Origin of the sequence: Salinarimonas ramus, from assembly GCF_014645695.1 — a bacterium.
GTDB lineage: Bacteria > Pseudomonadota > Alphaproteobacteria > Rhizobiales > Beijerinckiaceae > Salinarimonas > Salinarimonas ramus.
In genome coordinates, this window is the sequence record NZ_BMMF01000003.1 from 167,934 (window position 1) to 194,134 (window position 26,201).

A 26,201-nucleotide genomic window follows, 5' to 3' on the forward strand; every position below is an offset into this window, starting at 1 on the left:
CGGACTTGGATACGAAGCGTCCGGGCGCGCGTTGTTGGCGGCACGTTAAAGGAGCGGACGCGCGCGCGGCAAGGTAGGGTGATATCGCACTTTGGGTGGGGTCGCGGGCCGCTCGGATCGGCTCGCGCAGGTCGAAATGCCGCGCTTGGAGGGGGAGGTCCGCACGAGCGACCTGTGCGTAAGGTTCCGCGAGGGTCGCACGCCGCGTCCCGAGCGTGGAGGGCATGAGGCATGGAGCACCGGACACTCGTGGACGCGGGAGGGCACGCCCGTGCGGCCTCGTTCGATCCGGCGACGAACTTCACCGCGCAGCTCGCCTATATCGGGCTGACACCGGTCCTCGCGCTCTGGCCGCTCCTGTCGACGCTGCCCGTCTTCGGGCTGATCGCCGGCCCGCCGAGCATCGGCTGGGGGGTGATGCACCTCTTCCTCCTGATCAGCGGCTTCTGGGGCGTCTTCGGCGCTTGGGCGACGCTGCGCTTCATCCGCCCCGCGAGCGTCTCGGCGCAAGCCGCGCCGCACACGGGGATCATGCCGCGGGGAACGCGCGGCCTCGCGCTCGGCGCCTACGCCACGGTGTGGACGATCGTCGCCATGGGTGTCGTGATCCTCGGGGTGTCGTGATCCTCGGGGCGTCGTGATCCTCGCCTGAGAGCACGCACCGCGCTTGCGCGCCGGAGACGGCCGCCGTACATGCCGAGCATGAGCACCACCGCGCGACGCCCGGGTCTGCTGCGCACGACGATCGCGGTCGTCGCGCTCTACGCGCTCGTGCTCGGCGGTCTCCTCGGGGGCCTGTCGAGCGCGCTGGCGCTCTCGACACAGAGCCCGCTCGGCGGCGCCACCGTCTGGTGCCCGGTCGACGGCTCGATGCCCGCCGACGACCCGCGCGACCCGTGCCTCCACGCCTGCCGTCTCGGCACCGGTCCCGGCGGGCCGCTTCTCACGCCGGGCCCCGCGCCGTCGCTCGTCGCCCGCGTGGCGGCCCCGCTGGTGCGCGCGCCGGTGCAGTTCGAGACGACATGCCCCCGCACGGCGAAAGCGCCCGTCGGTGCGCGCGCGCCACCCCTTTCCTGATCGCCTCTCGCTTCATCCCGACTGCATCAGCGATCCGGATCGACAGATCCGACGGAGAGACACGATCATGAACACCTTCATCCGCATGCGCGCCGCCGCGCTCGCCTTCGCCTTCGCCTTCGCCGCCACGGCCATTTCCGCCGCGCCCGTCCTCGCCGAGACCTTCGAGGCCGGCGACATCGTCGTCGAGACGCCCTGGTCGCGGGCCACGCCGGGCGCCGCCCCGGTCGCGGGCGGATACCTCACCATCACCAACACCGGCGCGGCGGCGGATCGCCTCCTCGGCGGCGCCACCGAAATCGCCGAGCGCTTCGAGGTCCATTCCATGGAGATGGTGGACGGCGTGGCGCGCATGGCGCCCGTGGAAGGCGGTCTCGAGATCCCGGCGGGCGAGAGCGTCGCGCTGGAGCCCGGCGGCTACCACGTGATGTTCATGGGCCTGAAGCGCCCCCTCGCGGAGGGCGAGAGCTTCGAGGGCACGCTCGTCTTCGAGAATGCCGGCGAGGTGCCCGTGACGTTCGCGGTGGGTGCGATGGGCTCGCGCATGGCGCCGGGCGGCCACGGGCATTGACGAGTGCGGCCGGCGCGCGCGGGCGATCAGCCGATCACGACGACGCGCGTCCTGCGACCGATCAGCGGGAGGAGGCGGCGCAAGGCCGCCTTCTCCAAAGCGACGCAGCCCTGCGTCGCCGAGAAGCCGGGCTTCGCCACGTGCAGGAAGATGGCGCTGCCGCGGCCCTTGCGGATCGGCCCGCGATTGGCGGAGAGGTCGAGGACGTAATCGTAGAGCCCGTCCGCGCGCCGCATCTCTTCCGCGCTCGCGGGATAGGGCAGGCGCACCGGGCGATTGTAGTTGCGGTCGCGCGGCGCGTCGCACCAGCCGTCCCGCGGGCCGATCGTGGAAAGCGGCAGGGCGAGGGCCGGCCGGGGGCCACGATCGGCGCGCCAGAGTGCGCCGAGGATGCGGAACGTCCCCGCCGGCGTCGCGCCGTCGCCCTCGCGCTTGTCGTGCGTGATGCCCGTGCTGCCGAGCGCGCAGGGCAGGACGAGCGGGCCCGCGACCACCCAGCCGCGATGCCGGCTTCCCGGCGCGCGGCGCACCACGATGCGATCGATCACCCCGGTTCCCATGCCGCCTCGTCCTCTCTCGCGCCGCCGGCGGCATGTTTCCCCTGGGGGTAACCCCGTTCGCGCCCCGGCAGCGACTTGTTGCCGAGGCGCGGCGGTTTAGTCTAGAGCCGTGAGCGAGACGGCTCCTTCGTCGAGGAACGCTTCCCATGTCGAACGCCAACCGGATACTCGTCGTCGACGACGACCAGGATCTGCGCGACACGCTCGCCGAGCAGCTCGCTCTCTACGACGAGTTCGTCGTCACCACCGCCGAGAGTGCGGGCGAGGCCATCAAGGCCGTCCAGGGCGAGCGCATCGACCTCGTCATCATGGATGTCGGCCTGCCCGACATGGACGGGCGCGAGGGCGTGAAGCTCATGCGCAAGCACGGCTTCCGCTCGCCGGTGATCATGCTCACCGCGCAGGGCTCGGACGCCGACACCGTGCTCGGCCTCGAGGCCGGGGCGAACGACTACGTGGTCAAGCCCTTCAAGTTCGCTGTGCTGCTGGCGCGCATCCGCGCGCAGCTGCGCCAATACGCGGCCTCCGAGGACGCGATCTTCCAGATCGGGCCCTATTCCTTCCGTCCGGGCGCGAAGCTCCTCGTCTCCGAGAAGGGATCGAAGCTCAAGCTCACCGAGAAGGAGACGGCGATCCTGCGCTTCCTCTTCCGCGCCGGGCAGAAGGTGGTCTCCCGCGACACGCTGCTCGCCGAGGTGTGGGGCTACAATTCCAACGTGACGACCCACACGCTGGAGACGCACATCTACCGGCTGCGCCAGAAGATCGAGCCGAACCCCTCCGCCGCCCGCTTCCTCGTCACCGAGGGCGGCGGCTACAAGCTCATGCCCTGATCGCGAGCCCGGGCGCGATGTCCCTCGACGACGATATCGCGCTCCTCGCGAGCGCGCCCTTGATCGGCCTCATCGATCGCGACGGGCTGCGCCTCCTCGCCTTCGCCGCCGACAAGCGCCGGCTGCGCCAGGGCGAGGCCCTGTTCCGCAAGGGCGACCGCGCGGAATGCGGCTACGTCGTCGCCGAGGGTGAGATCGGCCTCGACGTCGAGGGCGGTAAGCCGATCGTCGTGGCGCGCCCGGGCGACCTCGTGGGCGCCGCCTCGCTCTTCGCCGAGACCCGCCGCCCTGCCACCGCGACGGCCCGCGAGCGCACGACCGTCATCCGCCTCACCCAACCGCTGATGCGTCGCGTACTCGAGGAATACCCCAAGGCCGCCGCCGGCATCCACGCCATCCTCGCCGCCGAGCTGGAGAGCCTGACGCGGGACCTGATGCGGGTCGGGGAGCGCATGGGGTGAGGCGAGTTGACCAACCCCTTGACTAACTTCTGTCGAACCACGATCTTCGGGGAAGCTGGAGGAGGGTGATCATGTCTGAGACGGTGAAGGTCGCGGATGCGAAGACGCATCTCTCGCAGCTTCTCGCGAAAGTGGAAGCGGGCGACGAATTCGTCATTGCGCGCGGCGAGCGCCCGATCGCGCGCCTCGTCCCGATCGACGACAAGGAACGGCGTCGTGCGGCGATCGCCGACATGTTCGCGTTCCGCGACGGCCCCGGGCTGAAGCCCGTGAGTGCGGACGAGATCGCAGCGTGGAAGCACGAAGGGCATCGTTACTGATGCCCTTCGTCGTCGATGCTTCGATCGCACTCTCATGGTTGATGCCTGACGAGAGAGACGAGTCCGTCGATGCCCTCGCATCGCTGTTGGCGGAGGGAGCCGCTCTCGTGCCCGACCTCTTCATGCACGAGGTGCGTAATGCGCTCGTCGTTGCTCATCGAAGAGGACGGATCGAGCGCGACCGGCTCGTCCTGGCAGCATCCAAGCTGAGGCAGCTTCCCGTGAAGATCGCAGAGCCTGCGGAAACAGGAGAGGTTCTGGATTACGCTCTGATGCACGACCTCTCCGCCTACGATGCCGCATATCTCGCCTTGGCGTGCCGCACACGGCTGCCCCTCGCAACCAGGGACAGCGCGCTTCGGCGAGCGGCGAGACTGGAGAACGTGCCCGTTCTTCCGTAGCCTGTTCGTGCGTGAGCCGCATCACGCCGCCCGCAGCCGCTCCAGGAACGCCCCCATCTCCCGGCGCAGGCGGTCCGCCTGCTCGGTGAGGGCGCCGGAGGCGGAGCGCAGCTCGGATGCCTTGTCGGTGGTCTCGGCAGCCGCGTTCGTCACCTCCGAGACGTTGCCCGCGATGCCCGCGGCGCCCGTGGCCGCCTGGGAGACGGAGCGGGCGATCTCGCTCGTCGCCGCGCGCTGCTGCTCCACGGTAGCGGCGACCTGGGTGGAGATGCCGCTGATCTCGCGGATCGTGCGGCTGATCCCCTCGATCGCGGCGACCACCTCGCCGGACGCGGACTGCACGGAACCGATCTGGCCGGTGATCTCCTCCGTCGCCTTGGCGGTCTGGGCGGCGAGCGTCTTGACCTCGGCGGCGACGACCGCGAAGCCCTTGCCGGCCTCCCCCGCCCGCGCGGCTTCGATGGTCGCGTTGAGCGCGAGCAGGTTCGTCTGCGCCGCGATGGCGTCGATGAGATCGACGACGTCGCCGATGCGGGCGGTGGCATCGCCCAGCGCGCGCACCTTGTCGCTCACCGACGTCGCCTCGGTGACCGCCGTGCCGGCGATGTCGGAGGCCTGCGAGACGCGCCCGCCGATCTCGGAGATGGAGAGGCTCAGCTCCTCGCTCGCGGAGGCGACGGTCTGGACGTCGGCGCTGGCGCGCTCGGAGGCGGCGCCCACCTCGCGCCCGCGGCTCGTCGTCGTCGCGGCGAGATCGACGAGGCTGCCGGCCGACGCCTCGATCTGCTCGGCGGCGCTGGAGAGCGCGGAGACGATGCCGGCGACGGAGGAATCGAGCGCGTCCGCCATCGCCATCATCTCGCGACGGCGCTCGGCGGTGAGCTCCGCCCGGCGCGCTTCGTCCGCGCGGCGGCGCTCCTCCTCCTCGGCCATGCGCTCCTGCATGGCCGCCTCGGCGGCCTCGGCCTCCTTGCGGGCGATGCGCCGCATCACCTGGAAGACGAGGGCGATGGTCGCGATACTCACCGCGGCGACGGCGGCGACGAGAACCGCGATGGAGAAGACCTTGGTGGCGTCCATGGTCGCGGCGGAGGAGGAGACGTCCCACCGCGCCGCGATGTCGAAGGTGTGCTCGCCCTCGGCGTTTATGACGGGCAGCGTCGCCGAGGCCGGCACGGCGTCCTCCGGCAGGGCATAGCCTTGGGGATCGGCGAGGACCCGCGCGCCGTCGCGCGCGAGGAAGGCGAGCTCGAGACCGAGCGTGCGATCGGCGTGCGCGAGCGCGTGCAGCGGATCGGCGTGAACGACGAGATAGCCGACGACGCGAAGCCCGCCCACCGGCACGATCGCGGCGATGCGCGGCGCACCGTCCTGCGCCCACTTGACGACGAGCGTCTCCAGCGCGGCGCTGCCGCTGCGCTCGGCGAGGCGCTCGGGAATGCTGGCCGGCGCGGAGAAATCGGGGGCGACGGCGTGCTCGGCGATGCGCCCGCCGTCGGCCCCGTAGAGCGAGATGCCGGACACCGCGACGGCGCCCGAGGTGACGGCGTCCCGCCGCAGCATCTCCGGCAGGAGCGCCCGGGCCGCGGCGGCGTCGCCCGCACCGGCGGCCGCGCGCAGGTCGCCGACCTGCGCGATCTGAGCCGCGAGCGCGGTGACCGTGTCCGTGTACTCGCCCCAGGCCACGTCGGCGACGTAGCCGTTCATGATGGAGCCGAGCTGCGCGGCCGTCGCGTCGTGGACGGCCGTCTCGTAGCGGCTCGTGACGAGGGACATCACGCCGATCGCCGCGACGCAATTGAGTATCGCGGACGCGACGAGGATGGCGATGAGCTTCTTACGCTCCGTCATGGCGGGCTCGGCTCCGGTGGGGACGACGAGAGAAGGTCGGCGATCAGTTCGACACGAGCGGCAGGCCGCGCTCCTTCCACTCTTCCATGCCCAGCGCATAGTAGTGGACGTTCGAATAGCCGTAGTTCACCGCCTTGATGGCGGCGTTGGCGGCGCGGCCGCAGGAGAGGCCGTTGCAATAGAAGAGGACCGGATCTTCCTTGGCGCCGACATGGGCGGCGATGTCCGCCTCGCTCGCGATGTCGGTGTCGATGAGACGGATGGCGCCCTCGATGTGGCCGGCGTCGTAGTCGCCCTGACTGCGGTTGTCGAGGATGACGAGGTTGGGCGTCGAGGTGACCAGCTCGATCACGCCGTCGGCGTCGACGGTCGTGGCGCCGTCGATCTCCATCGGCGCGAGATCGGCGTGAGCCGCGGTGGCGAGGCCGGCGGCGAACAGGATGCCGGCGGCGAAAGTGGCGAGCGTGCGCATTGTCGTGACCTCCTGTGCGCGCAGGGACCTGAGTGGCGCGCGTTCGGATTTCACCACGTAAGCGATGAATCAAGTGTTTATGAGCGGCAAGATTGCGTTGGTTTCGGACGAGTTCATCCTCTCGCATCGAAACGATTCGAATTGACTACTCTCGCAAGGTACGAAGCTTCCGTTAGGTGATGCTCTTCAGCACCATCACTCCCCGCCCCGGCCGCTCGCCGGAACGGCCGGTCGCGACGAAGCCGACGTCTTCCAGGAGCCGGCGCGAGGCGGCGTTCTCGGGCGTCACCTCGGCCACGACGCGGGCGTCGGGGGCGAGCGTGCGCAGGCGCGCGACGAGCCCGCGGGCGGCCTCGCGGGCGATGCCGGCACCGCGCGCCGTCGGCGCGAGCCAGTAGCCGATCTCGATCGCCTCCCGCCCGTCGATCGGGGCGTGCGCATGGGCCCCGATCACGCCGACGAGCGTCGCCTCGCGCAAGATCCCGAGGAATCGTTCGCTCGCCCCCTCGCGATTGCGCGCGATCAACGCCCGCGCGTCGTCGAGGCCGAACGGGTGCGGCAGGAAGGAGACGAAGGGCGCGACCGCCGGATCGTCGGTGATCGCCCGCAGCGCAGGCGCGTCCTCCGGCACGAGCGAACGCAGGACGAGGCGCGGCGTCTCGCAGGCGAGGGAGGACCAGAGCGTCGCGGGAAGAGCGCTCACAGCTCCAGCGTCGCCGTCACCGGCGCGTGGTCGGAGGGGCGGTCCCAGGAGCGGGCGTCCTGGAGGATTTCGACGCTGCGGCAGGTGCCCATCAGGTCCGGCGAGAGCCAGACGTGGTCGAGGCGCCGGCCCTTGTTCGCCTTCGCCCAATCGGGCGAGCGATAGCTCCACCAGGTGTAGATCTTCTCGGGCTCCGGCGTGAGCACCCGCGCGGCGTCGGCCCAGCCGGCCTCGCCGCGCAGGGTCTCCAGCGCCTGCGTCTCCACCGGCGTGTGGCTGACGACGTCGAGCAGCTGCTTGTGGCTCCACACGTCGTGCTCCAGCGGGGCGACGTTGAGGTCCCCGACGAGCACGGCCGGCGAGGCGGTCGGGCGGGCCGTGGCGCACCAGGCGCGCATCTCCGCGAGGAACTGGAGCTTGTGGGCGAACTTCTCGTTGAGCGCCGGATCGGGCACGTCCCCGCCGGCGGGGACGTAGAAATTATGGATGACCATACCCGCGGCCGCCCCGGCGCCGGCGGCGAGGCGCACGGACATGTGGCGCGCGTCGGCCTTGCCGCAGAAGCTCATCGTCTCCGGCGCCTCGAAGGGCAGGCGCGAGAGGATGGCGACGCCGTGATAGCCCTTCTGCCCGACGAAGTGGATGTGCTCGTAGCCCGCCTTGCGCAGATCGGAGGACGGGAACTTGTCGTCCGGGCACTTGGTCTCCTGCAGGCAGAGCACGTCCGGCGCCTGCTCGTCGAGGAGGCGCAGGACGAGGGGCAGGCGCAGGCGCACCGAGTTGATGTTCCAGGTCGTGATCCGCAGCCGCACGCCGCCCTCCTCGGGTCGCCTCGTTCGCGCCTTCGGCGTACGACGCGAGACGGCGCCTGGGAAGCGGGGCCGTCGGTCGCGGCGCCTCTTGTCAACAGCCGAGCGCCGCCTCGATGCCGGCTGCGACCTCGAGAAGCGTGCGATCGTGCCCGCGCCGCTTCATCAGCATGAGGCCGGCCGGACGCGCCATGCCCGGCATCGGCAGGCTGATGCCGGTGAGGTCGAAGAGGTTGCCCATGCTGGTGTTGCGCAGCATCAGGATGTTGGCGGCGCGGAACGCGTCCGAATCCGCCTCCAGCGTCGCGATCGGCGGCGCGGTCGTCGCCGTGCTCGGCAGAGCGAGGACGTCGAGGGGCGCGAGCCGCCGGTCCATGGCCGCGACGAGCGCCTCGCGCGTCGCGAGATAGGCCTGATAGGGCGCTGCCCCGATCCCGGCGCCGAGGCGGATGCGGGCGAGGACGTTCTGGTCGTAGCCGGCGGCGTGGGGCTCGTGCATCTGCGCGTGGACCGCCGCGGCCTCGATGGCGACGAGGGGCGCGCCCGCCCGCGTCGCCGCCTCGTTCATCGCCTCCAGGAGATCGTCGATCGGATGCTCGACGATGCGCGCGCCCGCCGCGGCGAGACGCTCGAGCGTCGCCTCGAAGGCGTGCGCGACGACGTCCTCGGTCTGCGTGAACAGCAGCCCCCGCGGCACGCCGATGCGCAGGCCCGCCACCGGCATGGCGTCGAGGGTGGAGGGCTCCTCGCCCGCCATCACCGCGTCGGCGGCGGCGCAGTGCGCGACCGTCCGCGCCAGCGGCCCGATGGAATCGAGCGTCCGCGAGAGCGGATAGGCGCCGCGCGTCGGGACGCGCGAGGCCGTCGGCTTGAAGCCGACGACGCCGTTGAGCGAGGCGGGGATGCGCACGGAGCCACCGGTATCGGTGCCGATGGCGATGTCGCAGGTCCCCTCCCCCACGCTCACGCCCGCGCCGGACGACGAGCCGCCGGGGACGCGGGCGGGATCGGCGGCGTTGCCCGGCGTGCCCCAATGCGGGTTGATGCCGATGCCGGAGAAGGCGAACTCGGACATGTTGGTCTTGCCCACGATCACCGCGCCGGCGCGACGAAGCCGCGCGACGACGGGCGCGTCGGCGTCCGCGGAAGACGCGTCGCGCAGGATCTTCGAGCCGGCCGTCGTCGGCTCGCCGGCGACGTCGAACAGGTCCTTGATCGACACGAGCGCCCCGTCGAGCGGCCCCAGAGAGACGCCGACCCTGCGCCGCGCGTCGGCGGCATCCGCGGCGGCGCGGGCGGCTTGCGCGTAGATGCGGGTGTAGACGCGCTCCTCGGCGGCGCGGGCTTCGAGGCGGGAGAGCACGCTCTCCAGGCGATCGCGGACGGTCATGGGGATCGGGTCACGAGGCTTCTTCGGGAGCGCGCATGGCGACATGCGGGGGCGATGCCGTCAAGGCGCAAGGGACCCACATGGTCTCCGCGACGCCGCTCTCAGGTCTTCGCCTTGGCCTTCACGTAGGCCGCGAGAACGTCGGCCATCCGGCGCGTGTAGCCCTTCGGATCTTCCTGCTTGAAAAATGCGACGACTTCCGGATCGACCCTCATCGTCACCGTCGGCTTCGGACCGGGCGTGTGCGGCTCCACCTGGCGCCAGAAGGTCGGATCGAGCTCGGGCGCGTCGCTGAAGTCGATGTCCGCGTCGTCGAGCGCATCCCACCGAGCGGCGGTCTCGTCCGACAGCTCTGGAGGATCATTGGGGTCGAGGGTGAATCGGACCTTCTGCATAGAGGCGTCTCTCGCGTGCGCTCGCCTTCCGAGCGGATATGATGCGCGTCACACCGGCACGCTGCGTGTGTACCACGCACCAAGCTTGTCCGCGCACGATGCCGACCGTCAGCCATCGGCTCTCGCCGTAGTCTTGACGGTCATCCCGCCACGTGCACCGGCGAGGATCGAGAAAGACGAGGACGGCCTCGCGGAACGCAATTCCGTGCTTGACCAGATTGATCCGGCCCTTGGCCTCGTCCCACTCGAATTCCATTCCGTACGCACCAACGACACGTAAGACGAATTGCGATACGAATCAAGGTCGCTCGCCTACGGAACAGCTACCTTGAATATCGCTGGAGGTCCACAAGCCGCCCACAGCACTCACTTCGCCATCGTCTCCAGCGTCACCCGCGCGGCGGCCTCGCTCGGGGTCTCGCCGCCGAGATCCATGGCGGCGTCGATGCGGGCGAAGGCGTCGAGCTGGGCGCGGCGGGCAGGTGTGTCGGCGGCGAGGGGGGCGAGCGCGGCGGCGAGCGTGTCGCCGCGGCAATCCGCCTGGACGAATTCCGGGATCGCCTTCTCGCCGAGGACGAGGTTGGCCAAGACGATGGTGTCCACCGTGAGCAGCCATCTCAGCTGCTCCTCGAGCCTGGAGACCTTGTAGGCGACGACCATGGGCACGGCGGCGAGCGCGAGCTCGAGGGTGACGGTGCCGGACGCCGCGAGCGCGGCGTGCGCGCGGCGGAAGGCGGCGCGCTTGGCCTCCTCGCCGTGGACGATCGTAGGCGCGATCGGCCAGTCCCGCACGCCCGCCTCGATGAGCGGCAGGACGTGGTCGACGGCCGGCAGCGTCAGCGCGATCTCGCGCCCGCCCAGCGCCTCGCGCAGGCGGCCGATCGCCTCGCCGAAGGGCGCCATCAGCCGCGAGACCTCCGAGCGGCGGCTGCCGGGCAGCACCAGAAGTTCGAGGGGCCCCTCCCCGATCGGGCGGCGCTCGCCGGGCGCCGGGCGCAGCTCATCCGTGTGCTCGATGAGAGGATGGCCGACATAGGTGCAGGGCGGGCCGCCGAGGCGGGCGTGAGCCGCCGGCTCGAAGGGCTTCAAGGCGAGCACATGGTCGATATACGCCCGCATCTTGCGCGCCCGCCCCGGCCGCCAGGCCCAGACGGTGGGAGAGACGTAGTTGATCACCGTGAGGTCCGGCCGCTTGCGGCGCGCGCGGCGCGCGACACGATGGGTGAAGTCCGGGCTATCGATGAGGACGAGGGCGTCCGGCTCCGCGGCCAGTACCGCCTTCGTCGTCTCGTCGATGCGCCGCAGGAGCGAGGGCAGGCGCGCGAGAACGGGGAGGATGCCCATGATGGAGAGCTCCGCCATCGGGAACAGGCTGTCGAGCCCCTCCCCCGCCATGCGCCGCCCGCCGATGCCCACGAAGCGGGCGCCGGGCACCCGCGCGCGGATCGCGCGCATCAGCCCCGCGCCCAGCGCGTCCCCCGATTCCTCGCCGGCGATGAGATAGATGAGCGGTGCCTCGCGGCTCATGACGGGATCTCTCCGGGTCTCGCGGGATCGACGCCGACGAGGAAGAGCCCCGCCCGGTTCGCCTCCGCGATCATGGCCTCGCGATCGATGGTCAGCGTCGCGCCCGCGCCGAGCGCGATGCCGGCGAGGCCGGCGCGGGCCGCGTTGCGGACGGTGCGCGGGCCGCTGGCGGCGAGGTCGACGCGCCGATCCTGGCCCGCCTTCGCCGCCTTGACGAGAACGCCGCCGACGGGCTCGGCGCGGCGCAGGAAGGGGATCGCGCGCCCGATCCCGCCGAGCCCGAGCGTCCCCAGCCCCAATGCGCCACGCCCGAGCATGCCGACACGCCGGAGCATCCGGTCCGTCCCCTCCGGCCCCTCGATGGCGAGCACGCGCCCCTCCATCGCGACGCAGGCCTGGCCCACGTCGAAGGGCGAGAGCGCGGCGAGGCAGGAGAAGCCGGTCTCGATGGCGCGCCGGTGCTCGGGGCCAGGGCGGACGCTGCCGAGGAGACCCGCGGGCGCGAGGAGGTCGGGGGCGATCTCGTGGGCGCCGAGGACGACGTGCCCCTCCTGCTCCAGGAGCGCGACGACGCCGCGCAGGAGGTGATCGTCGCCCCGCGCGAAGATCTCGGCGAGCTCGCGCCTGTTGCGCCACGCGGCGACGCCGCTCGCCAGCGCCGCGGGCGAGGGCCGGGCGACGCCGCCGGCGAGGGTGACGGCGGACGGCCGCCATTCGGCGAGCTGGGCGAGGACGCCCGAGACGTCGAGGAGGCTCATCGTGCGGTCGGCGCGGCGCCGGATCGGCGCATCCGCGAAGCCGCCGAGCGCGATGACGCGGCAGGGCCGACCGGCGGCGTCGAGGGCGGCGAGGAGCTGCCCCGGCAGCGCCCCCGATCCGGCGACGACGACGACGGGCCCCGCGCCGTCCATGGTCAGTCGCTCGCTCCCGAGGCGGCGGTGGCGGCGGAGCGCGCGGCGGGCGTCATGATCGAGCGCTTGCCGGCGCTACGCACGAAGTCGAGCACCTCGCGCACCTGAGGGCTTTCGCCGTGGCGCGCCTCGACGGCGTCGGCGCGGGCCGCGAGCGTGCCCTCGCCCTCGAACAGCTCGCGATAGGCGCGGCGCAGCGTGTGGATCGCCTCGCGGGAGAAGCCGCGGCGCTTGAGGCCCACGAGGTTGAGGCCGGCGAGATCGGCGCGGTTGCCGATGGCCATGCCGTAGGGGATGACGTCGTGCTCCACCGCCGCGAGGCCGCCGACGAAGGCGTAGGCGCCGATGCGCACGAACTGATGAATGCCGGCGCCGCCGCCGACGATGGCGAAGTCGCCGATCGTCACGTGCCCGCCGAGCATCGCCGTGTTCGTGAGGACGACGTTGTTCCCGATGTGGTTGTCGTGCGCCACGTGGGCGTAGGCGAGGATGAAGCAGCGGTCTCCCACCCGCGTCTCGCCGCCGCCCTGCGGCGTGCCGCGATGCATGGTCACCGCCTCGCGGATCGTGCAATCCGCGCCGACGACGAGGCGCGTCGGGCTGCCGTCGAACTTCAGATCCTGAGGCGGGCCGCCGAGGCAGGCGAAGGGGTGGATGCGCGTACGCGCACCGATGGTCGTGTGGCCCTCCACAACGACGTGGCTCTCGAGCACGGCGCCGTCGCCGAGCGTCACGTCCGCACCGACCCGGCAGAACGGGCCGACGCTCACGCCCTCGCCCAGGGTGGCGCCGTCCTCGACGATCGCTGTCGGGTGGATCGCCGCGCTCACGTGAGCACCAGCATGGCAGAGAGCTCGGCCTCTGCGACGAGCGTGCCGTCGACATAGGCCTCGCCGCGATACCACCACATGGCGCGGCGCTGGTTGAGCTTGGTCATCCGGTACTCCAGCACGTCGCCGGGCTGGACGGGCTTCCTGAACTTCACCTTGTCCATGGTCATGAAGAAGACCTGCTCGGGCTTCTTCTTCTGCCCGCGCTGAGCGAGCACGCAGATGGCGCCCGCCGTCTGCGCCATGCCCTCGCAGATGAGCACGCCGGGGAAGATCGGCCGCACGGGGAAGTGGCCGGTGAATTGCGGCTCGTTGAACGTGACGTTCTTGATGCCGACGCAGGCGCGGTCGCCGTCGATGTCGCGGATGCGATCGACGAGCAGGAACGGATAACGGTGCGGCAGGAGCTCCAGGATCTCGACGATGTCGACGGCCTCGAGCGTCGACGGGCTCGTCTCTCCGATGGTCTCGCTCATGCGTGTCGCTCCCTTCCTCGCTCTCGCCCGCAGGGCCTCATTCCTTCTCGTCTTTGGCGGAAACGCGCCGTGATGCAAGCGCCTTGACGGCCGTGATCTCGCGGAACCACTCGCGCACCGGCTTGGCGGGCGTTCCGCCCCAGCGCGCGCCCGCGGGCACGTCACTGTTGACGTTGCTCGTGGCCGCGATCTGCGCGCCCATGCCCACCGTGACGTGACCGACGACGCCGACCTGCCCGCCGAGCACGACGAAATCCTCGAGCGTCGCGCTCCCGGAGATGCCGACCTGCGAGACGATCACGCAATGGCGGCCGATGACGACGTTGTGCGCAATCTGGACGAGGTTGTCGATCTTGGTGCCCTCGCCGATGACGGTGTCGCGTCCCGAGCCGCGATCGATCGTCGTGTTGGCGCCGATCTCGACGTCGTCCTGGACGATGACGCGGCCGACCTGGGGCACCTTGGCGTGACCGCGCGGGCCCATGGCGAAGCCGAAGCCGTCCTGGCCCATGCGCACGCCCGGATGGAGGATGACGCGGTTGCCGACGAGCGCGTTCGCCAGCGTGACGCCCGCCGAGATCGCGCAGTCGCGCCCGATGCGGCAATGCGGGCCGACGACGGCATTGGCGCACACCGTGGTGCCGCGGCCGATCTCCGCATGCGGGCCGATGACGGCGCCGGGATCGATCACCGCGCCGTGCTCGATGCGTGCGGTGGGATGGACGAGGGCGCCGTGGGAGACGCCCACCGATTCGAAGCACGAGCCCGGGCGCATGGCGCTGGGGTGAAGCCGCGCCAGCACCGCGGCGAAGGCACGGTAGGGCTCGGCGCACACGAGCGTCAGGGCCTGGGCCGGCACGCGCTCGGCGAAGCGCTTCGAGACCAGCACGAGCCCCGCCGCCGTCTCCGCGAGCGCCTCGGCATAGAGCGGATTGTCCATGTAGGCGACGGAGCGCGGTCCCGCGCGCTCGAGCGGCACGGCCTCGTCGAACGCGGCCTGCGGATCGGCGCCCTCGGGCAGCGGGACGCCGGCGAGCGCGGCGATCTCGTCGAGCGTGATCGGCGCGGCCTTGGGGAAGAACAGCGGCTCCGGCAAGGGGCGTCTCCTGGCTGCGGCGGGTCGCGGTGCAGGATCGCGCTGCGCCTTCGTGCAGCGCGCATGGGACGAACGAACGAGCGCGCGGAGGGGTCCCTCCCCCCGCGCGCCCGGCCATCGTCGGACCGCGCGCCGGATCGCCCGGCACGCGGATTGCGTCAGAAGCTCGTCCCGCCCGAGAAGCGGAAGGCCTGCGTGCGGTCGCCGTCGGCCTGCGAGAGGACGTAGGCGTAGTCGAAGCGCAGCGGACCCAGGGGCGACGCCCACAGCAGTGAGGCGCCGATGGACGAGCGGATCTCGTCGTTGTCGTCGACGACGATCGTCTGGCCGCCGGAGAAGACCCGGCGCCCCTCGTAGTCGATGAGCGAGCCGGCATCGGCGAAGACCGCGCCGCGGAAGCCGAAGTCGCGCGGCACGAGCGGCAGCGGGAACTGCACCTCGAGCGAGCCGCCGAAATAGGTCGTTCCGCCCAGCGCGTTGGCCACGTCCGCCGACGAGACGTCACGCGGGCCGATGCCCGACGGTCGGAAGCCGCGCACCAGCGACGGGCCGAGGAAGAAGTGGTCGAGGATGCGCAGATCCTCGCTGCCGAGCGCGGCGATGTGGCCGGCCTGGACGCGGGCGATGCCCACCACGTCCTCGAAGATCTCGTGGTAGTAGCGCGCGTCGGCCGTGATGCGGAAGAATTCCGAGTCGCCGCCGAGGCCGGCGATCTCCGGACGCAGCTCCGCGTAGAGGCCCTCGCGCGGGTTACGCACGTTGTCCAGCGAGTTGAAGGTGAAGGTGAGGCCGACGAGCGACGTCAGCGTCTCGCCCTCGGCTTCCTTCAGCGCCAGCGACGCTTCCCCGTTGGCCGGGTTGTTGTCGCGGAAGATCACCGGGATGTCGAGATCCTGCTGGTAGAGCGAGTAGCGCGCGGTGACCGAGAACTGCTCGGTGATCGGCACGCCGAAGCGCAGCGTCCCGCCCGTGGTGCGCGAGTCGTAGCGCCCGGTGTTCGACGCCTCGGAGAAGCGCGAGAACACGTCCACGCCCGCCGACAGGCGGTAGCCGAGGAAGTACGGCTCGGTGAACGAGAAGTCGAAGCCCGACGTCCGCTCGCCCCAGGAACCGGCGATGCGCACCGCCTGGCCGCGACCGAGGAAGTTCGCCTCCGAGAGCGAGACCTCGCCGATGAAGCCGTCCGCCGTGGAATAGCCGCCGGCGATGGAGAACGAGCCCGTGGGCCGATCCTCGACGTCGATGTTGAGGATGACGCGGTCCGGCGAGAGGCTCGGCTCGTTGGAGATGCGCACGCGCTCGAAGAAGCCGAGGTTGTTCAGCCGGCGCTCGGCGCGGTCGATCAGGACCTTGTTGTAGGGGTCGCCTTCGCCGAGATCGAGCTCGCGACGGATGACGTAGTCGCGGGTGCGCGTGTTGCCGCGGATGTTGATCCGCTCGATGTAGACGCGCGGACCCTCCTCGACGATGTAGGTGATGTTGACGACGCCGGCCGCCGGGTCGCGCTCGCCCGCGGGGCGGACCTGCGCGAAGGCGTAGCCGCGGCGCGCCACCTCGGTCGTGAGGTCGACCAGCGTCCGCTCGACCGCGGTGGCGTCGTAGACCTGCCCCTCGCGGGTGAGCACGCGCCGGCGCAGCTCCTCGGTGGGGACGTCCGCGATGCGCGAATCGATGTCGACGTTGCCGACGCGGTAGAGCTGGCCCTCCTCGACGGCGATGTCGATGACGTAGCCCTCGCGCTGCTCGTCGAAGCGCACGTCCGTGCCGACGACGCGGAAGTCCGCGTAGCCCTTGCGCAGGTAGTAGCGGCGGATGAGCTCGAGGTCCGCCGCGAGGCGGTCCGGATCGTAGACGTCCGTCGTCTTCAGGAAGGACAGGAAGTTCGATTCCGTCGAGGTCATCACGTCGCGCAGGCGGCCGTCCGAGAAGGCCTCGTTGCCCGTGAAGCTGATCTGGCGGATGCCGGTCTTGGATCCCTCGTCGACGGTGAAGACCACGTCGATGCGGCCGTCCGGCAGGTCGACGATGCGCGAGGAGACCGTCGCCAGGGCGCGGCCCGTGCGGCGGTAGATCTCCTGGATGCGCTCCACGTCGGCGGCGACGGTGGCCGGATTGTAGGGCTGGCGCGCCCGCGTCTGCAGCTCGGGGATCAGCGCCTCGCTCTGGAGCCGGCGGTTACCCTCGAAGGCGACGCGGTTGACGACGTTGTTCTCGACGACGTTCACCACGAGCTGGCCGCCCTGGCGGCTCACCCGCACGTCGGAGAAGAAGCCGGTGGCGACGAGGTTCCTGCGCGCCTCCTCGGCGCTCACGCCGGTGACGTAGGCGCGGATGGTCTCGTCGTCTATGCGGCTGTTTCCGCGCACGACGACCTGCTGCGCCAGGGCCTCGCTCACGGTGAAGGTCGCCATCAGCGCCGCGAGTGCGACGGAGGTGCGCTTCGCCGCTCTACGCCGGCGTTCCACTGTCATCGACATGTAAGGCCCGTCTCGTTCTTGATTGCCACGGGTTGCCGCGCGGACCGAAGGGCTCCCGAAGGCGCCCGCCGACCGTTCTGGTCAAATCCCGCTTCTACCCGAGTCGAGCGGCTAAGCAACCGCTCTGTCCTCCACCCGAGAGGATTTTTGCCCTGCCGTGGCCTTCCTGTCACGTCCCGTCGGGGGTCAACGGGTCGATAAGGTGAACGATATCGTTCCAAGTGGCGAAGAGCATCAGGAAGATGACGAGCGCGAAGCCGATCCGGAAGCCGATCTCCTGCGCGTTCTCGCTCAAGGGGCGACCGCGCACGGCCTCGACCGCGTAGAACATCAGGTGCCCGCCGTCGAGCATCGGGACGGGGAAGAGGTTGATGAGGCCGATGGAGACCGAGAGCACGGCCATGAGCGTGATCAGCGAGACGATGCCGCCGGCCTCCGCCACCTCGCCCGAGACCTTGGCGATGCGGATCGGGCCCGACAGCTGGTCGGCGCTCTCGCGCCCGGTGATCAGCTGGCCGAGATAGTCGAAGGTCCGCTCGACCACGAAATAGCTCTCGTAAGCGCCGAGCCCGATCGCCTCGATAGGCCCGTACTCGATGTGGCGGATGGCGTCGGGCGTGTTCGCCGCCTGAATGCCGAGCATGCCGATGCGCTGCGCGCCGAAGGCGGTCTCGGCCACGCGCCGCTCGGGCGTGGCCTCCAGCGTGACGCGCTCGCCGGCGCGCTCCACGACGATGGCGAGCCGGTCCTCCGCAGAGGAGGAGACGATGCGCTGCATGTCGTTGAAGCTGACGATCGAGCGCCCGTCGATCTCGACGATGAGGTCGCCGGACTGGAAGCCCGCGCGCTCGGCGGCGCTGTTCTCGAGCACCACGTCGACCTGCGGCGCGAGCACCGTGCGGCCGTTCGCCCAGAACACGGCGGCGAAGACGAGGATGGCGAGGATGAAGTTCGCGATCGGGCCCGCGGCGACGATGGCCGCGCGCTGGGCCACGGGCTTGTGGTGGAAGCTCAGCGCCTTCTCCGCCTCGCTCATCTGCGAGAGGCCGGAATTGTCCGGCGTGGAGGCCGCCCCGGCGTCGCCGAAGAACTTGACGTAGCCGCCCAGCGGCACGGCGCAGACCTTCCAGCGCGTGCCCCGACGGTCGTTCCAGCCGATCAGCTCCGGCCCGAAGCCGATGGAGAAGGCCTGGACGCCCACCCCGCACCAGCGCCCGACGAGGAAGTGCCCCATCTCGTGCACGAACACGACGATCGCCAGGACGAAGATGAACGGGACGAGATAGCCGAAGAGGATGTCGATCGCGCCGCCGCCGATCGCGCCCAGGAATTCCATCGTCGTCTCCTTTTCGCCGCTGGCCTCGCGGCGCCGTCGCAGGAATGGGTGGGCCGCCCGACGCGTCCTCGCGCGGGCTTCCCCGTTCGTCCGTCACATCCTCGTCAGATCGGGCGCGGAGCCCGATCTTGCAAGATTCTCCGATCTCGCGGAGCTTTCGGATCTTGCAGGATTTCTTCCGTGCGCGCGCGGGTTTGTGCGTCCAGCGTTAACGCGTCCGCGACGCTCGCGGGCGCCGGCAGCGTCGTCGCGCTCATGGCGTCGAGCGTGCGCTCCACCGCCTCCGCGATGCCGAAGAAGCCGATGCGCCCGGCGCAGAAGGCGGCGACCGCGATCTCGTTCGCCGCGTTCAGCACGGTCGGCGCCCCGCCGCCCGCCGCCATCGCCGCCTCGGCCAGCGCCAGGCAGCGGAAGCGCTCGCGGTCCGCCGGCTCGAAGGTGAAGCCGCCGAGCGCGGCGAAATCGAGCCGCTTCAGGTCGAGATCGAGACGCGCGTCGCCGAGCGAGAGCGCGTTGACGATGGGAATTCGCATGTCCGGCGCGCCGAGGCCCGCGGTGATCGAGCCGTCGCGCCAATGGACGAGGCCGTGGACGATCGATTGCGGGTGCACCAGCACCTCGAGGCGATCCGCCGGCATGCCGAACAGGTGGTGCGCCTCGATGAGCTCGAGGCCCTTGTTCATCAGGGTGGCCGAATCGATCGAGATCTTGGCGCCCATCGACCAGGTGGGATGCGCGAGCGCCTCATTGACGCTCGCCCGCTCGAGGCGCGCGCGCTCCCAGGTGCGGAAGGGTCCGCCGGAGGCCGTGAGGGTGAGCGCGATCGCGTCCTCGCGCCGCCCGGCGCGCAGCGCCTGCTCCAGCGCGTTGTGCTCGGAATCGACGGCGCGCAGCGTCACGCCCATGCGCGCGGCGTGCGCCATGAAGGCGACACCGGCGGAGACGAGGCATTCCTTGTTGGCCAGCGCGATGGTGCGCCCCGGCTTCATCGCGGCGACCGTGGGCGCGAGCCCGGCGGCGCCCGAGATCGCGGCGAGCACCACGTCCGCCTCGCGCTCGGCCGCTTCGAGGACGGCGCTTTCGCCGGCGCCGCAGGCGATGCCGCTGCCGGCGAGCGCATCCTTCAACGCGGGGCCCGCGGCCTCGTCCGCCACGGCGGCGAAGCGGGCGTCGAGCGCGATGGCGAGATCGGCGAGGGCGGCGGCGTCGCGACCGCCCACCACCGCTTCCACCACGAAGCTCTCGGGATGGGCGCGCACCACGTCGACCGTGGAGCGGCCGACGGAGCCGGTGGCGCCGAGGATCGTGATTCGGCGAGGGGCGGCGGCGCTGGTTTCGTTGGACGGCATAAGCACTCCCGCGTCGCGTTCCTTATGGGACAAAGCGCGCCGCCTGTCACGCGCGCCCGTTCGTCGCTCGCCGACAGCCGCCTCAGCCCGCGAGCGCCGCGAGGGCGAGGCCGGCCAGCACGAAGGCGCAGACCGCGGTGAAGGCGTCGATGCGATCGAGCACGCCGCCGTGGCCGGGAATGAGCTTGCTCGAATCCTTCACCTTGAAGTGCCGCTTGAGCGCCGATTCGGCGAGGTCTCCGATCTGCCCGACGACCGAGGCGAGCGCCGCGAGGAGGACGAGCGCGAACCATGAGAGCGGGCGCTCCCAGCCGAGCCCCTCGCCGATCGCGGCGACCAGCGTGCCGAGCAGCGTGCCTACGGCCAGCCCGCCGAAGAAGCCCGACCAGGTCTTGCCGGGGCTGATGCGCGGCGCGAGCTTCGGCCCGCCCAGTGCGCGCCCGGTGAAATAGGCCGCGACGTCCGTGCCCCAGACGACGGCGAAGATCCACAGGAGCCCGGTGAGCCCGAGCGCGGGGTGCTCGCGCACGAGCACGGGGGCCGTGGCGAGGATCGTGGTGACGCCGAGCCCGACGAGGCCCCAGACGCGGTCGCGCCTGCCGCGCCCCGCGGCGAGGACCGCGAGGATCGCCAGCGCGGCCACGACGAGGACGACGGCGCTCGGCGGATCGACGACGGAGAGGATCGAGGCGGCGAGGATGCCCGCGAAGAGCGCGAAGCGCATCGGCAGCGGCCGCTCGAGCTTGCCCACCTGGCGCCATTCGATGGCGGCGGCGCCCGCCGCCAGGAGCCAGAAGGCCGCGAGGAAGGGCCCCCCCGCCCACGCGCTCGCCAGCGCCAGCGCGACGAGCACGAGGGACGACAGGAGCCGGATGCCGGTCTCGGAGCGCAGGAAGCCGCGCCCGCCCTGCTGCGGACCGGGAGCCGGCATGTCAGAGCGCCCGAGGCTCGAGCCCGCCGAAGCGGCGCTCGCGGCGGCCATACTCGGCGAGCGCCCGCTCGAAGGCCTCGCGCCCGAAATCGGGCCAGAGGTCCGGCAGGAAGACGAGCTCGGAATAGGCGCTCTGCCAGGGCAGGAAGTTCGAGACGCGCTGCTCCCCCGACGTGCGCAGGATCAGGTCCGGATCGGGGATGTCGCTGGTGTCGAGGGTGGCCGAGATGCGATCCACCGTGATCTCGTCGGGCCGCAGGCGCCCGGCCGCGACTTCCTCGGCGAGCCTGCGGGCCGCGCGCGCGATCTCCTGGCGCCCGCCGTAATTGAAGGCCACGACGAGAGTGAGGCCGGTATTGGCCCGCGTCAGCGTCTCGGCCTCGTCGAGCACGCCGAGGATGTCGCGGGCGAGCCCTTCGCGCTCGCCGATGATGCGTACGCGCACGTTGCTGCGGTGGAGCGTGGCGAGGTCGTTGCGCACGAAGCGCTTGAGCAGCCCCATGAGGTCCGAGACCTCCTCGGCGGGGCGCGTCCAGTTCTCGGCCGAGAAGGAATAGAGCGTCAGGTAGCGCACGCCCGCTTCGCCGGCGAGCTCGACGGCGCGGCGAACGGCCTCCACACCGCGGCGATGGCCCTCGACCCGCGGCAGGCCGCGCTTGGCCGCCCAGCGGCCGTTGCCGTCCATGATGATGGCGACGTGGCGGGGGATCGAGGCCCCGCCGTGGCGGGGCTCCTCCCGCGGGGCGGAGGCTGCGAGGGCGGCCGTGGCGGCGCTGTCAGCGGCCATGCGCGTGCTCCGATATGGCGGCGTCGCTCTCGCGCCCTTGCGTCATGATGGCCAGGATCTCCGCCTTCGCTGCGCGGGAGGATACCATGATGGAGAAGCCATGCCGGTCGCTCTAGACCTGCATGATCTCCTTCTCCTTGGCGGCGACGACCTGATCGACCTCGGCCACGTGCTCGTCGGTGACCTTCTGGACGTCGCCCGCCTGGCGCTTCTCGTCGTCCTGCGAGATCAGGCCGTCCTTCTCGAGCTTCTTCAGGGTGTCGAGACCGTCGCGGCGCACGTGGCGGATGGCGATGCGGGCCTCCTCCGCGTATTTGTGGGCGACCTTGACCATCTCCTTGCGGCGCTGCTCGTTCATCTCGGGGATGCGCAGCCGGATGACCTGGCCTTCCGTCTGCGGGTTGAGCCCGAGATCGGACTCGCGGATCGCCTTCTCCACCGCGTTGACCATGCCCCGGTCCCAGACCTGGACGGAGAGCAGGCGCGGCTCGGGCACGGAGATCGTCGCCACCTGGTTCATCGGCATCGCGGCGCCGTAGGCCTCGACCGTGATCGGCTCGACGAGGCTCGCGGACGCGCGCCCCGTACGCAGGCCGGACAGGTCGTTCTTCAGGGACGTCACCGCGCCCTGCATACGCCGCCGAACGTCATTGATGTCGAAATCGTCGCTCATCGGTCTCTCGCCTCAATGCCAATTCCGACCCGGCTTACGCCGTAGACGGCTGCGCATCAAGGGGCGACGACGGTGGCGGGCGCGCTGCCTTCCAGGATGGCGGCGACCGAGGAGGGCGCGTGGACGCTGCCGACGACGATGGGCAGGCGCTGCTCGCGGGCGAGCGCGAAGGCGGCGGTGTCCATCACCTTGAGGTCGGCGGCGATGGCCTCGTCGTGGGTGAGCCGCTCGTAGCGCTTGGCGTTGGGGTCGCGCTTGGGGTCGGCGGAATAGACGCCGTCGACCTGCGTCGCCTTGAGCACCGCGTCGCAGCGCAGCTCCGCGGCGCGCAGCACGGCGGAGGTGTCGGTGGTGAAGAACGGGTTGCCCGTGCCGCCGGCGAGCACCACGACCTGACCCTTGTCGAGGTGATGGAGCGCGGGCTGGCGGGCATAGGTCTCGCAGATCGTCGGCATCGAGACCGCCGACATGGTGCGCGCGGGCACGCCCGCCGCGTTGAGGGCGGTCTCCAGCGCGAGCGAGTTCATGACGGTGGCGAGCATGCCCATGGAATCCGCGGTGGCGCGGTCGATCCAGCCGGCCGCGCTCATGCGCGCACCGCGGATGATGTTGCCGCCGCCGATGACGAGGGCGATCTGGAAGCCGGCTTCGCTGGCGCGGGCGATGTCGCCGGCGAGCGCCGCGAGGGTCTGGGCCTCGAGCCAATAGCCGTCGGGGGCCTGCAGCGCCTCGCCCGAGAGCTTCACCAGAATTCGCTTGTAGGGCATCGCCACGCTGCAGTCTCCCGTCTTCTCACGCCCGATCGGCCCGGCGGGCGGCACACTGCCGCCGGGCCGCCACGGGCGCAAGGCGGCCGGACGGTTTTTTTCGGCGCGTCTCGGGCGAACGTCGTCTGCGCCCGCATCGCCGCGGAGGCTCGGGCGTCAGCGGCCGAGCCCCTCCCCCGTTCGGCGCCGGCGCGACAGCTCCCGGTAGAGCGCCATGTGGCGGCGTCCCGACGGCTGCGGCTGAGCCGCGCCTGGGCGAGGCTCCGGAAGCGAAAAGGGCTCCCGCCGGTGGCGGAAGCCCTCGTTCATGCCGGCTCGGAGAGCGTGCGGATCAGGCCTTCACGCCGGCCTGGGCCGCGACCTCGGCGGCGAAGTCGCTCTCTTCCTTCTCGATGCCCTCGCCGAGCGCATAGCGAACGAAGCCGCCGATCTTGATCGGACCGCCGACCTTGCCCTTGGCCTCCTCGAGCACCTGGGCGACGCTCTTGGAGGTGTCGTGCACGAAGGACTGCTCGAGCAGCGTGACTTCCTTGTAGTAGGACTTCAGCCCGCTCTCGACGATCTTCTGCATGACGTGGTCCGGCTTGCCGGCGTTCTTGTCGCGCAGAATCGCGGACTCGCGCTCGACCGTCGCGGCGTCGATTCCCGAGGCGTCGACGGCGACGGGGTTCGTCGCGGCGATGTGCATGGCGATCTGGCGGCCGAGCGTCGCGAGCTCGTCGGTGTTCGCGCCCTCGGACTCGAGCGCGACGAGCACGCCGATCTTGCCCAGGCCCTCGGCGACGGCGCCGTGCATGTAGGAGGCGACGACGCCCTTGGCCACGCTCACCTTCGCCGTGCGACGCAGCGTCATGTTCTCGCCGATCGTGGCGATGAGCTCCTGGAGCTTCTCGCCGACCGTGCCCGTGGCGCCCGGATAGGAGGCGGCGTTGAGGCCGTCGACGGTCCCGTCGCTGTCGAGGACGAGCTTGGCGGAGGTGGAGACGAAGCTCTGGAACTGCTCGTTGCGGGCGACGAAGTCCGTCTCGGAATTCACCTCGACCATGCCGGCCGTGGTGCCCTCACGCAGCTCGATGGCGACGAGGCCCTCGGCCGCGACGCGGCCGGCCTTCTTCGCCGCCTTGGCGAGGCCCTTCTTGCGCAGCCAGTCGATGGCGGCCTCGATGTCGCCGTCCGTCTCGCCGAGCGCGTTCTTGCAGTCCATCATGCCCGCGCCGGTCTTCTCGCGCAGGTCCTTCACCATCGCCGCGGTGATGTTCGCCATGATCTCGGGTCTCCGTCATGAAAGGAGCCCGGCGGTCCTCGTCGGCACGCCGGGCTGATGTCGTCTCGGGCGCGTCGTCGACACACATCGCAAGAACGCGACGGTCCGATGACGCCGGGGCCGGCAAGCGCCCCTCTCGAATGCCCGTCGAAGGCTTACGCCGCGGCGGCCTCGATCATCGAGCGCGCCTGGGCGACCCAGCCGTTGGCGATGATCTTGCCGTTGAGCTTGAGGTCGGCGTCCAGCGCGGCCGCCTCCTCGTCCGTCAGCGCCGCGATCTGCCAGTAATGGAAGACGCCGCCGTCGTTGAGGCTCTGCTCCATCTCCGGGCCGACGCCGTTGAGCTTGGAGAGATCGTCCGGCGCGCCGCGCGGGGCGGCGAGACGCTCGAAGCGATCGGTCTGCTCGGACGAGGTCGCGACCTCCTCGGGCAGCTCCTCGACCATCGGGGCCTCGGAGGCGCCCATGTCGATGCCCAGATCACCCTGCGAGCGGGAGATGCCGTCGAGCGCCGCGCGGGCGATCAGGTCGCAATAGAGCGCGATGGCGCGGCCCGCGTCGTCGTTGGCCGGGATCGGGAAGGTGATGCCGTCGGGATCGCAGTTCGTGTCGACGATGGCGGCCACCGGGATGCCGAGGCGCGTCGCCTCCTTCACCGCCAGCTGCTCCTTGTTCGTGTCGATCACGAAGATGAGGTCGGGCACGCCGCCCATGTCCTTGATGCCGCCGAGAGCCCGCTCGAGCTTCTCCTTCTCGCGGGTCAGCATCAGGCGCTCCTTCTTGGTGAGGCCCTGGCCGCCCCCCTCGAGGATCTCGTCGACCTTGCGCAGGCGCGAGATGGAGCCCGAGATCGTCTTCCAGTTCGTCAGCATGCCGCCGAGCCAGCGGGAATTGACGTAATACTGCGCCGAGCGCTTCGCCGCGTCCGCCACGGCCTCCTGGGCCTGGCGCTTCGTGCCGACGAGCAGCACGCGACCGCCGCGGGAGACCGTGTCGCTCACCGCCTGCAGGGCGCGGTAGAACATCGGCACCGTCTGGGCGAGGTCGATGATGTGGATGTTGTTGCGGGTGCCGAAGATGAAGGGCAGCATCTTCGGGTTCCAGCGGTGCGACTGGTGGCCGAAATGCGCGCCGGCCTCGAGCAGCTGACGCATGGACGTATCGGGAAGGGCCATAATCTCGTCTCTCCGGTTGAACCTCCGCGGAGCCGCGTTCCGGCTTGATCAGCCGGCACCGGGGTCGCCGTGCCCTCGTGGCACGACATGGCTCCGCGTGTGGGATGGCGCGCCATATACGGGCTCGTGCGCGCGAATGCAAGCGCTGCGGACGCGCAGCGGCCGGGCTGGGACCAGGCGGCGCCTCAGCCCCGCGTCGGCGCGAGCACCTTGATCGCGTCTCCCGCCCGGATCGCGCCCTCGCGCTCGACGAGCGCGACGAGACCGCGCCTGCCCTTCGCCGCCTTGACGAAGGCGAATTCCAGCTCGCGACGGCCCTCGGCGGCGGCGATCTTGCGGCCGGGCTGGCGGCAGGGCGGGTTGGCTTCCGTCACGAAGAGCGTGGCACCGGAAGGGAAGATCATCCGCGTGCCGGGCGCCGTCGCGGTGAGATCGGGGGCATCCGCGAGGACGAGGTTCGCGCCGAGATGCGCGGGGTAGACCGCCTCGACCTCCAGCGCGGCGGCGACCAGCGCGAGCTCGTCGAGCGAGACGAGCGACACCTGCCGCGTGTTGGCGATCGTCGTCCCGCGCGCGTGCCACGGCGTGCGCGCATCCGCCTTGCGCGTCGCCCCGGCGTGGAGATCGCCCTCGATACCGCCGAAGACGAGCCGCGCCTCCTCCACGGGATGCGTGAGGAAGTCGGGGCCGGGGGCGAGGAGGAGACGGGCGAGGTGCATGGATCAGGTTTCCCGCGAGCGCGGTGGATTACCCGCTTCG

At 71.0% G+C, this 26,201-nt stretch carries 30 protein-coding genes; 7 read left to right on the forward strand and 23 right to left on the reverse strand.

The features are described 5' to 3' along the window. The first annotated feature begins 231 nt into the window (after positions 1-231). The 3 genes from IEX89_RS05385 (at position 232) to IEX89_RS05395 (ending at position 1,648) form a co-directional block, all read left to right on the forward strand. Positions 232-624: a hypothetical protein gene (locus tag IEX89_RS05385; protein WP_188910416.1), complete on the forward strand. Its 393-nt coding sequence runs from the start codon at positions 232-234 to the stop codon at positions 622-624. A 69-nt stretch (positions 625-693) separates the two neighbouring features. Further along, on the forward strand, positions 694-1,077 hold the full coding sequence (locus IEX89_RS05390; RefSeq protein ID WP_188910418.1) for a hypothetical protein: 384 nt from the start codon (positions 694-696) through the stop codon (positions 1,075-1,077). Between the two features lie 67 nt (positions 1,078-1,144). Then, the gene (locus IEX89_RS05395) at positions 1,145-1,648 is read left to right on the forward strand and encodes a copper chaperone PCu(A)C (protein ID WP_188910420.1); all 504 of its coding nucleotides are present in this window, start codon (positions 1,145-1,147) and stop codon (positions 1,646-1,648) included. A gap of 26 nt (positions 1,649-1,674) precedes the next feature. Here IEX89_RS05395 and IEX89_RS05400 read toward each other — a convergent pair whose 3' ends face one another. Next, positions 1,675-2,208, reverse strand: a complete 534-nt coding sequence (locus IEX89_RS05400; RefSeq protein ID WP_188910422.1) for a L,D-transpeptidase family protein — start codon at positions 2,206-2,208, stop codon at positions 1,675-1,677. Positions 2,209-2,354: 146 nt separating this feature from the next. Between IEX89_RS05400 and IEX89_RS05405 the strand changes: the two genes are divergently transcribed. From IEX89_RS05405 to IEX89_RS05420, 4 genes are all read left to right on the forward strand, one after another. Further along, entirely contained in the window at positions 2,355-3,041 is a 687-nt protein-coding gene (locus tag IEX89_RS05405; protein ID WP_188910424.1) for a response regulator transcription factor, read from the forward strand. A gap of 17 nt (positions 3,042-3,058) precedes the next feature. After that, a complete protein-coding gene (locus tag IEX89_RS05410) occupies positions 3,059-3,502 on the forward strand; it encodes a cyclic nucleotide-binding domain-containing protein (RefSeq protein ID WP_188910426.1) in 444 nt (147 codons plus the stop codon). Positions 3,503-3,573: 71 nt separating this feature from the next. Further along, positions 3,574-3,822 carry a type II toxin-antitoxin system Phd/YefM family antitoxin gene (locus IEX89_RS05415; protein ID WP_188910428.1) on the forward strand — a complete coding sequence of 83 codons (249 nt, stop codon included), beginning with the start codon at positions 3,574-3,576 and terminating at the stop codon, positions 3,820-3,822. After that, entirely contained in the window at positions 3,822-4,223 is a 402-nt protein-coding gene (locus IEX89_RS05420) for a type II toxin-antitoxin system VapC family toxin (RefSeq protein WP_188910430.1), read from the forward strand. Before IEX89_RS05415 ends, IEX89_RS05420 begins: the two co-directional genes overlap by 1 nt. A gap of 21 nt (positions 4,224-4,244) precedes the next feature. On the opposite strand, the gene IEX89_RS05425 is transcribed toward IEX89_RS05420, so the two are convergent. The 22 genes from IEX89_RS05425 to IEX89_RS05530 all read right to left on the reverse strand — a co-directional run bounded on the left by IEX89_RS05425 (position 4,245) and on the right by IEX89_RS05530 (position 26,161). Continuing rightward, the gene (locus tag IEX89_RS05425) at positions 4,245-6,074 is read right to left on the reverse strand and encodes a methyl-accepting chemotaxis protein (RefSeq protein ID WP_188910432.1); all 1,830 of its coding nucleotides are present in this window, start codon (positions 6,072-6,074) and stop codon (positions 4,245-4,247) included. Positions 6,075-6,117: 43 nt separating this feature from the next. After that, a complete protein-coding gene (locus tag IEX89_RS05430; RefSeq protein ID WP_188910434.1) occupies positions 6,118-6,546 on the reverse strand; it encodes a rhodanese-like domain-containing protein in 429 nt (142 codons plus the stop codon). Between the two features lie 172 nt (positions 6,547-6,718). Continuing rightward, on the reverse strand, positions 6,719-7,249 hold the full coding sequence (locus tag IEX89_RS05435) for a GNAT family N-acetyltransferase (RefSeq protein WP_244645103.1): 531 nt from the start codon (positions 7,247-7,249) through the stop codon (positions 6,719-6,721). Then, entirely contained in the window at positions 7,246-8,061 is an 816-nt protein-coding gene (locus tag IEX89_RS05440; RefSeq protein WP_188910437.1) for an exodeoxyribonuclease III, read from the reverse strand. Before IEX89_RS05440 ends, IEX89_RS05435 begins: the two co-directional genes overlap by 4 nt. A gap of 91 nt (positions 8,062-8,152) precedes the next feature. Next, positions 8,153-9,448, reverse strand: a complete 1,296-nt coding sequence (locus IEX89_RS05445; RefSeq protein WP_188910439.1) for an amidase — start codon at positions 9,446-9,448, stop codon at positions 8,153-8,155. A 101-nt stretch (positions 9,449-9,549) separates the two neighbouring features. Beyond that, complete coding sequence (locus IEX89_RS05450; protein WP_188910441.1) at positions 9,550-9,843, reverse strand: BrnA antitoxin family protein; 294 nt, start codon at positions 9,841-9,843, stop codon at positions 9,550-9,552. After that, complete coding sequence (locus tag IEX89_RS05455) at positions 9,809-10,099, reverse strand: BrnT family toxin (RefSeq protein ID WP_188910443.1); 291 nt, start codon at positions 10,097-10,099, stop codon at positions 9,809-9,811. Before IEX89_RS05455 ends, IEX89_RS05450 begins: the two co-directional genes overlap by 35 nt. Before the next feature lie 110 nt (positions 10,100-10,209). Further along, positions 10,210-11,370: a lipid-A-disaccharide synthase gene (gene lpxB / locus IEX89_RS05460; RefSeq protein WP_188910445.1), complete on the reverse strand. Its 1,161-nt coding sequence runs from the start codon at positions 11,368-11,370 to the stop codon at positions 10,210-10,212. After that, a complete protein-coding gene (locus IEX89_RS05465; RefSeq protein ID WP_188910448.1) occupies positions 11,367-12,281 on the reverse strand; it encodes an LpxI family protein in 915 nt (304 codons plus the stop codon). Before IEX89_RS05465 ends, lpxB begins: the two co-directional genes overlap by 4 nt. Before the next feature lie 2 nt (positions 12,282-12,283). Continuing rightward, positions 12,284-13,111, reverse strand: coding sequence for an acyl-ACP--UDP-N-acetylglucosamine O-acyltransferase (gene lpxA / locus IEX89_RS05470; protein WP_188910449.1), 828 nt, complete (start codon positions 13,109-13,111; stop codon positions 12,284-12,286). Continuing rightward, positions 13,108-13,587: a 3-hydroxyacyl-ACP dehydratase FabZ gene (fabZ, locus tag IEX89_RS05475; RefSeq protein WP_188910451.1), complete on the reverse strand. Its 480-nt coding sequence runs from the start codon at positions 13,585-13,587 to the stop codon at positions 13,108-13,110. The genes lpxA and fabZ overlap by 4 nt, the downstream gene beginning before the upstream one ends. 37 nt (positions 13,588-13,624) lie before the next feature. Next, on the reverse strand, positions 13,625-14,683 hold the full coding sequence (gene lpxD / locus IEX89_RS05480) for a UDP-3-O-(3-hydroxymyristoyl)glucosamine N-acyltransferase (RefSeq protein WP_188910453.1): 1,059 nt from the start codon (positions 14,681-14,683) through the stop codon (positions 13,625-13,627). Between the two features lie 158 nt (positions 14,684-14,841). Beyond that, the gene (gene bamA, locus IEX89_RS05485) at positions 14,842-17,160 is read right to left on the reverse strand and encodes an outer membrane protein assembly factor BamA (RefSeq protein WP_188910455.1); all 2,319 of its coding nucleotides are present in this window, start codon (positions 17,158-17,160) and stop codon (positions 14,842-14,844) included. A 169-nt stretch (positions 17,161-17,329) separates the two neighbouring features. Next, positions 17,330-18,496, reverse strand: a complete 1,167-nt coding sequence (gene rseP / locus IEX89_RS05490) for an RIP metalloprotease RseP (RefSeq protein ID WP_188910457.1) — start codon at positions 18,494-18,496, stop codon at positions 17,330-17,332. A 104-nt stretch (positions 18,497-18,600) separates the two neighbouring features. Next, on the reverse strand, positions 18,601-19,845 hold the full coding sequence (dxr, locus tag IEX89_RS05495; protein WP_188910459.1) for a 1-deoxy-D-xylulose-5-phosphate reductoisomerase: 1,245 nt from the start codon (positions 19,843-19,845) through the stop codon (positions 18,601-18,603). Positions 19,846-19,927: 82 nt separating this feature from the next. Then, a complete protein-coding gene (locus tag IEX89_RS05500) occupies positions 19,928-20,776 on the reverse strand; it encodes a phosphatidate cytidylyltransferase (protein WP_188910461.1) in 849 nt (282 codons plus the stop codon). 1 nt (position 20,777) lies between these two features. Then, complete coding sequence (locus IEX89_RS05505; protein WP_188910463.1) at positions 20,778-21,563, reverse strand: isoprenyl transferase; 786 nt, start codon at positions 21,561-21,563, stop codon at positions 20,778-20,780. Between the two features lie 112 nt (positions 21,564-21,675). Then, positions 21,676-22,236, reverse strand: coding sequence for a ribosome recycling factor (gene frr, locus IEX89_RS05510; RefSeq protein WP_188910465.1), 561 nt, complete (start codon positions 22,234-22,236; stop codon positions 21,676-21,678). A gap of 56 nt (positions 22,237-22,292) precedes the next feature. Continuing rightward, a complete protein-coding gene (gene pyrH / locus IEX89_RS05515; protein ID WP_188910986.1) occupies positions 22,293-23,003 on the reverse strand; it encodes a UMP kinase in 711 nt (236 codons plus the stop codon). A gap of 331 nt (positions 23,004-23,334) precedes the next feature. Further along, entirely contained in the window at positions 23,335-24,267 is a 933-nt protein-coding gene (gene tsf, locus IEX89_RS05520) for a translation elongation factor Ts (protein ID WP_188910467.1), read from the reverse strand. Positions 24,268-24,422: 155 nt separating this feature from the next. After that, positions 24,423-25,442 carry a 30S ribosomal protein S2 gene (locus IEX89_RS05525; protein WP_188910469.1) on the reverse strand — a complete coding sequence of 340 codons (1,020 nt, stop codon included), beginning with the start codon at positions 25,440-25,442 and terminating at the stop codon, positions 24,423-24,425. Between the two features lie 185 nt (positions 25,443-25,627). Then, positions 25,628-26,161: an MOSC domain-containing protein gene (locus tag IEX89_RS05530; protein WP_188910471.1), complete on the reverse strand. Its 534-nt coding sequence runs from the start codon at positions 26,159-26,161 to the stop codon at positions 25,628-25,630. Positions 26,162-26,201 lie beyond the last annotated feature (40 nt).

What these genes read in the sequence shown, in the direction of transcription:
- IEX89_RS05410 (WP_188910426.1), top strand. Translation starts at nt 3,059, where the DNA reads ATGTCCCTCGACGACGATATCGCGCTCCTCGCGAGCGCGCCCTTGATC.
- IEX89_RS05445 (WP_188910439.1), bottom strand. Translation starts at nt 9,448, where the DNA reads ATGACCGTCCGCGATCGCCTGGAGAGCGTGCTCTCCCGCCTCGAAGCC.
- IEX89_RS05405 (WP_188910424.1), top strand. Translation starts at nt 2,355, where the DNA reads ATGTCGAACGCCAACCGGATACTCGTCGTCGACGACGACCAGGATCTG.
- IEX89_RS05525 (WP_188910469.1), bottom strand. Translation starts at nt 25,442, where the DNA reads ATGGCCCTTCCCGATACGTCCATGCGTCAGCTGCTCGAGGCCGGCGCG.
- IEX89_RS05505 (WP_188910463.1), bottom strand. Translation starts at nt 21,563, where the DNA reads ATGGCCGCTGACAGCGCCGCCACGGCCGCCCTCGCAGCCTCCGCCCCG.
- IEX89_RS05400 (WP_188910422.1), bottom strand. Translation starts at nt 2,208, where the DNA reads ATGGGAACCGGGGTGATCGATCGCATCGTGGTGCGCCGCGCGCCGGGA.
- IEX89_RS05420 (WP_188910430.1), top strand. Translation starts at nt 3,822, where the DNA reads ATGCCCTTCGTCGTCGATGCTTCGATCGCACTCTCATGGTTGATGCCT.
- fabZ (WP_188910451.1), bottom strand. Translation starts at nt 13,587, where the DNA reads ATGAGCGAGACCATCGGAGAGACGAGCCCGTCGACGCTCGAGGCCGTC.
- bamA (WP_188910455.1), bottom strand. Translation starts at nt 17,160, where the DNA reads ATGTCGATGACAGTGGAACGCCGGCGTAGAGCGGCGAAGCGCACCTCC.
- IEX89_RS05500 (WP_188910461.1), bottom strand. Translation starts at nt 20,776, where the DNA reads ATGCCGGCTCCCGGTCCGCAGCAGGGCGGGCGCGGCTTCCTGCGCTCC.
- IEX89_RS05385 (WP_188910416.1), top strand. Translation starts at nt 232, where the DNA reads ATGGAGCACCGGACACTCGTGGACGCGGGAGGGCACGCCCGTGCGGCC.
- IEX89_RS05530 (WP_188910471.1), bottom strand. Translation starts at nt 26,161, where the DNA reads ATGCACCTCGCCCGTCTCCTCCTCGCCCCCGGCCCCGACTTCCTCACG.
- IEX89_RS05450 (WP_188910441.1), bottom strand. Translation starts at nt 9,843, where the DNA reads ATGCAGAAGGTCCGATTCACCCTCGACCCCAATGATCCTCCAGAGCTG.
- IEX89_RS05395 (WP_188910420.1), top strand. Translation starts at nt 1,145, where the DNA reads ATGAACACCTTCATCCGCATGCGCGCCGCCGCGCTCGCCTTCGCCTTC.
- IEX89_RS05465 (WP_188910448.1), bottom strand. Translation starts at nt 12,281, where the DNA reads ATGGACGGCGCGGGGCCCGTCGTCGTCGTCGCCGGATCGGGGGCGCTG.
- IEX89_RS05455 (WP_188910443.1), bottom strand. Translation starts at nt 10,099, where the DNA reads ATGGAATTCGAGTGGGACGAGGCCAAGGGCCGGATCAATCTGGTCAAG.
- tsf (WP_188910467.1), bottom strand. Translation starts at nt 24,267, where the DNA reads ATGGCGAACATCACCGCGGCGATGGTGAAGGACCTGCGCGAGAAGACC.
- rseP (WP_188910457.1), bottom strand. Translation starts at nt 18,496, where the DNA reads ATGGAATTCCTGGGCGCGATCGGCGGCGGCGCGATCGACATCCTCTTC.
- IEX89_RS05430 (WP_188910434.1), bottom strand. Translation starts at nt 6,546, where the DNA reads ATGCGCACGCTCGCCACTTTCGCCGCCGGCATCCTGTTCGCCGCCGGC.
- dxr (WP_188910459.1), bottom strand. Translation starts at nt 19,845, where the DNA reads ATGCCGTCCAACGAAACCAGCGCCGCCGCCCCTCGCCGAATCACGATC.
- IEX89_RS05425 (WP_188910432.1), bottom strand. Translation starts at nt 6,074, where the DNA reads ATGACGGAGCGTAAGAAGCTCATCGCCATCCTCGTCGCGTCCGCGATA.
- IEX89_RS05390 (WP_188910418.1), top strand. Translation starts at nt 694, where the DNA reads ATGCCGAGCATGAGCACCACCGCGCGACGCCCGGGTCTGCTGCGCACG.
- frr (WP_188910465.1), bottom strand. Translation starts at nt 22,236, where the DNA reads ATGAGCGACGATTTCGACATCAATGACGTTCGGCGGCGTATGCAGGGC.
- IEX89_RS05415 (WP_188910428.1), top strand. Translation starts at nt 3,574, where the DNA reads ATGTCTGAGACGGTGAAGGTCGCGGATGCGAAGACGCATCTCTCGCAG.
- lpxB (WP_188910445.1), bottom strand. Translation starts at nt 11,370, where the DNA reads ATGAGCCGCGAGGCACCGCTCATCTATCTCATCGCCGGCGAGGAATCG.
- pyrH (WP_188910986.1), bottom strand. Translation starts at nt 23,003, where the DNA reads ATGCCCTACAAGCGAATTCTGGTGAAGCTCTCGGGCGAGGCGCTGCAG.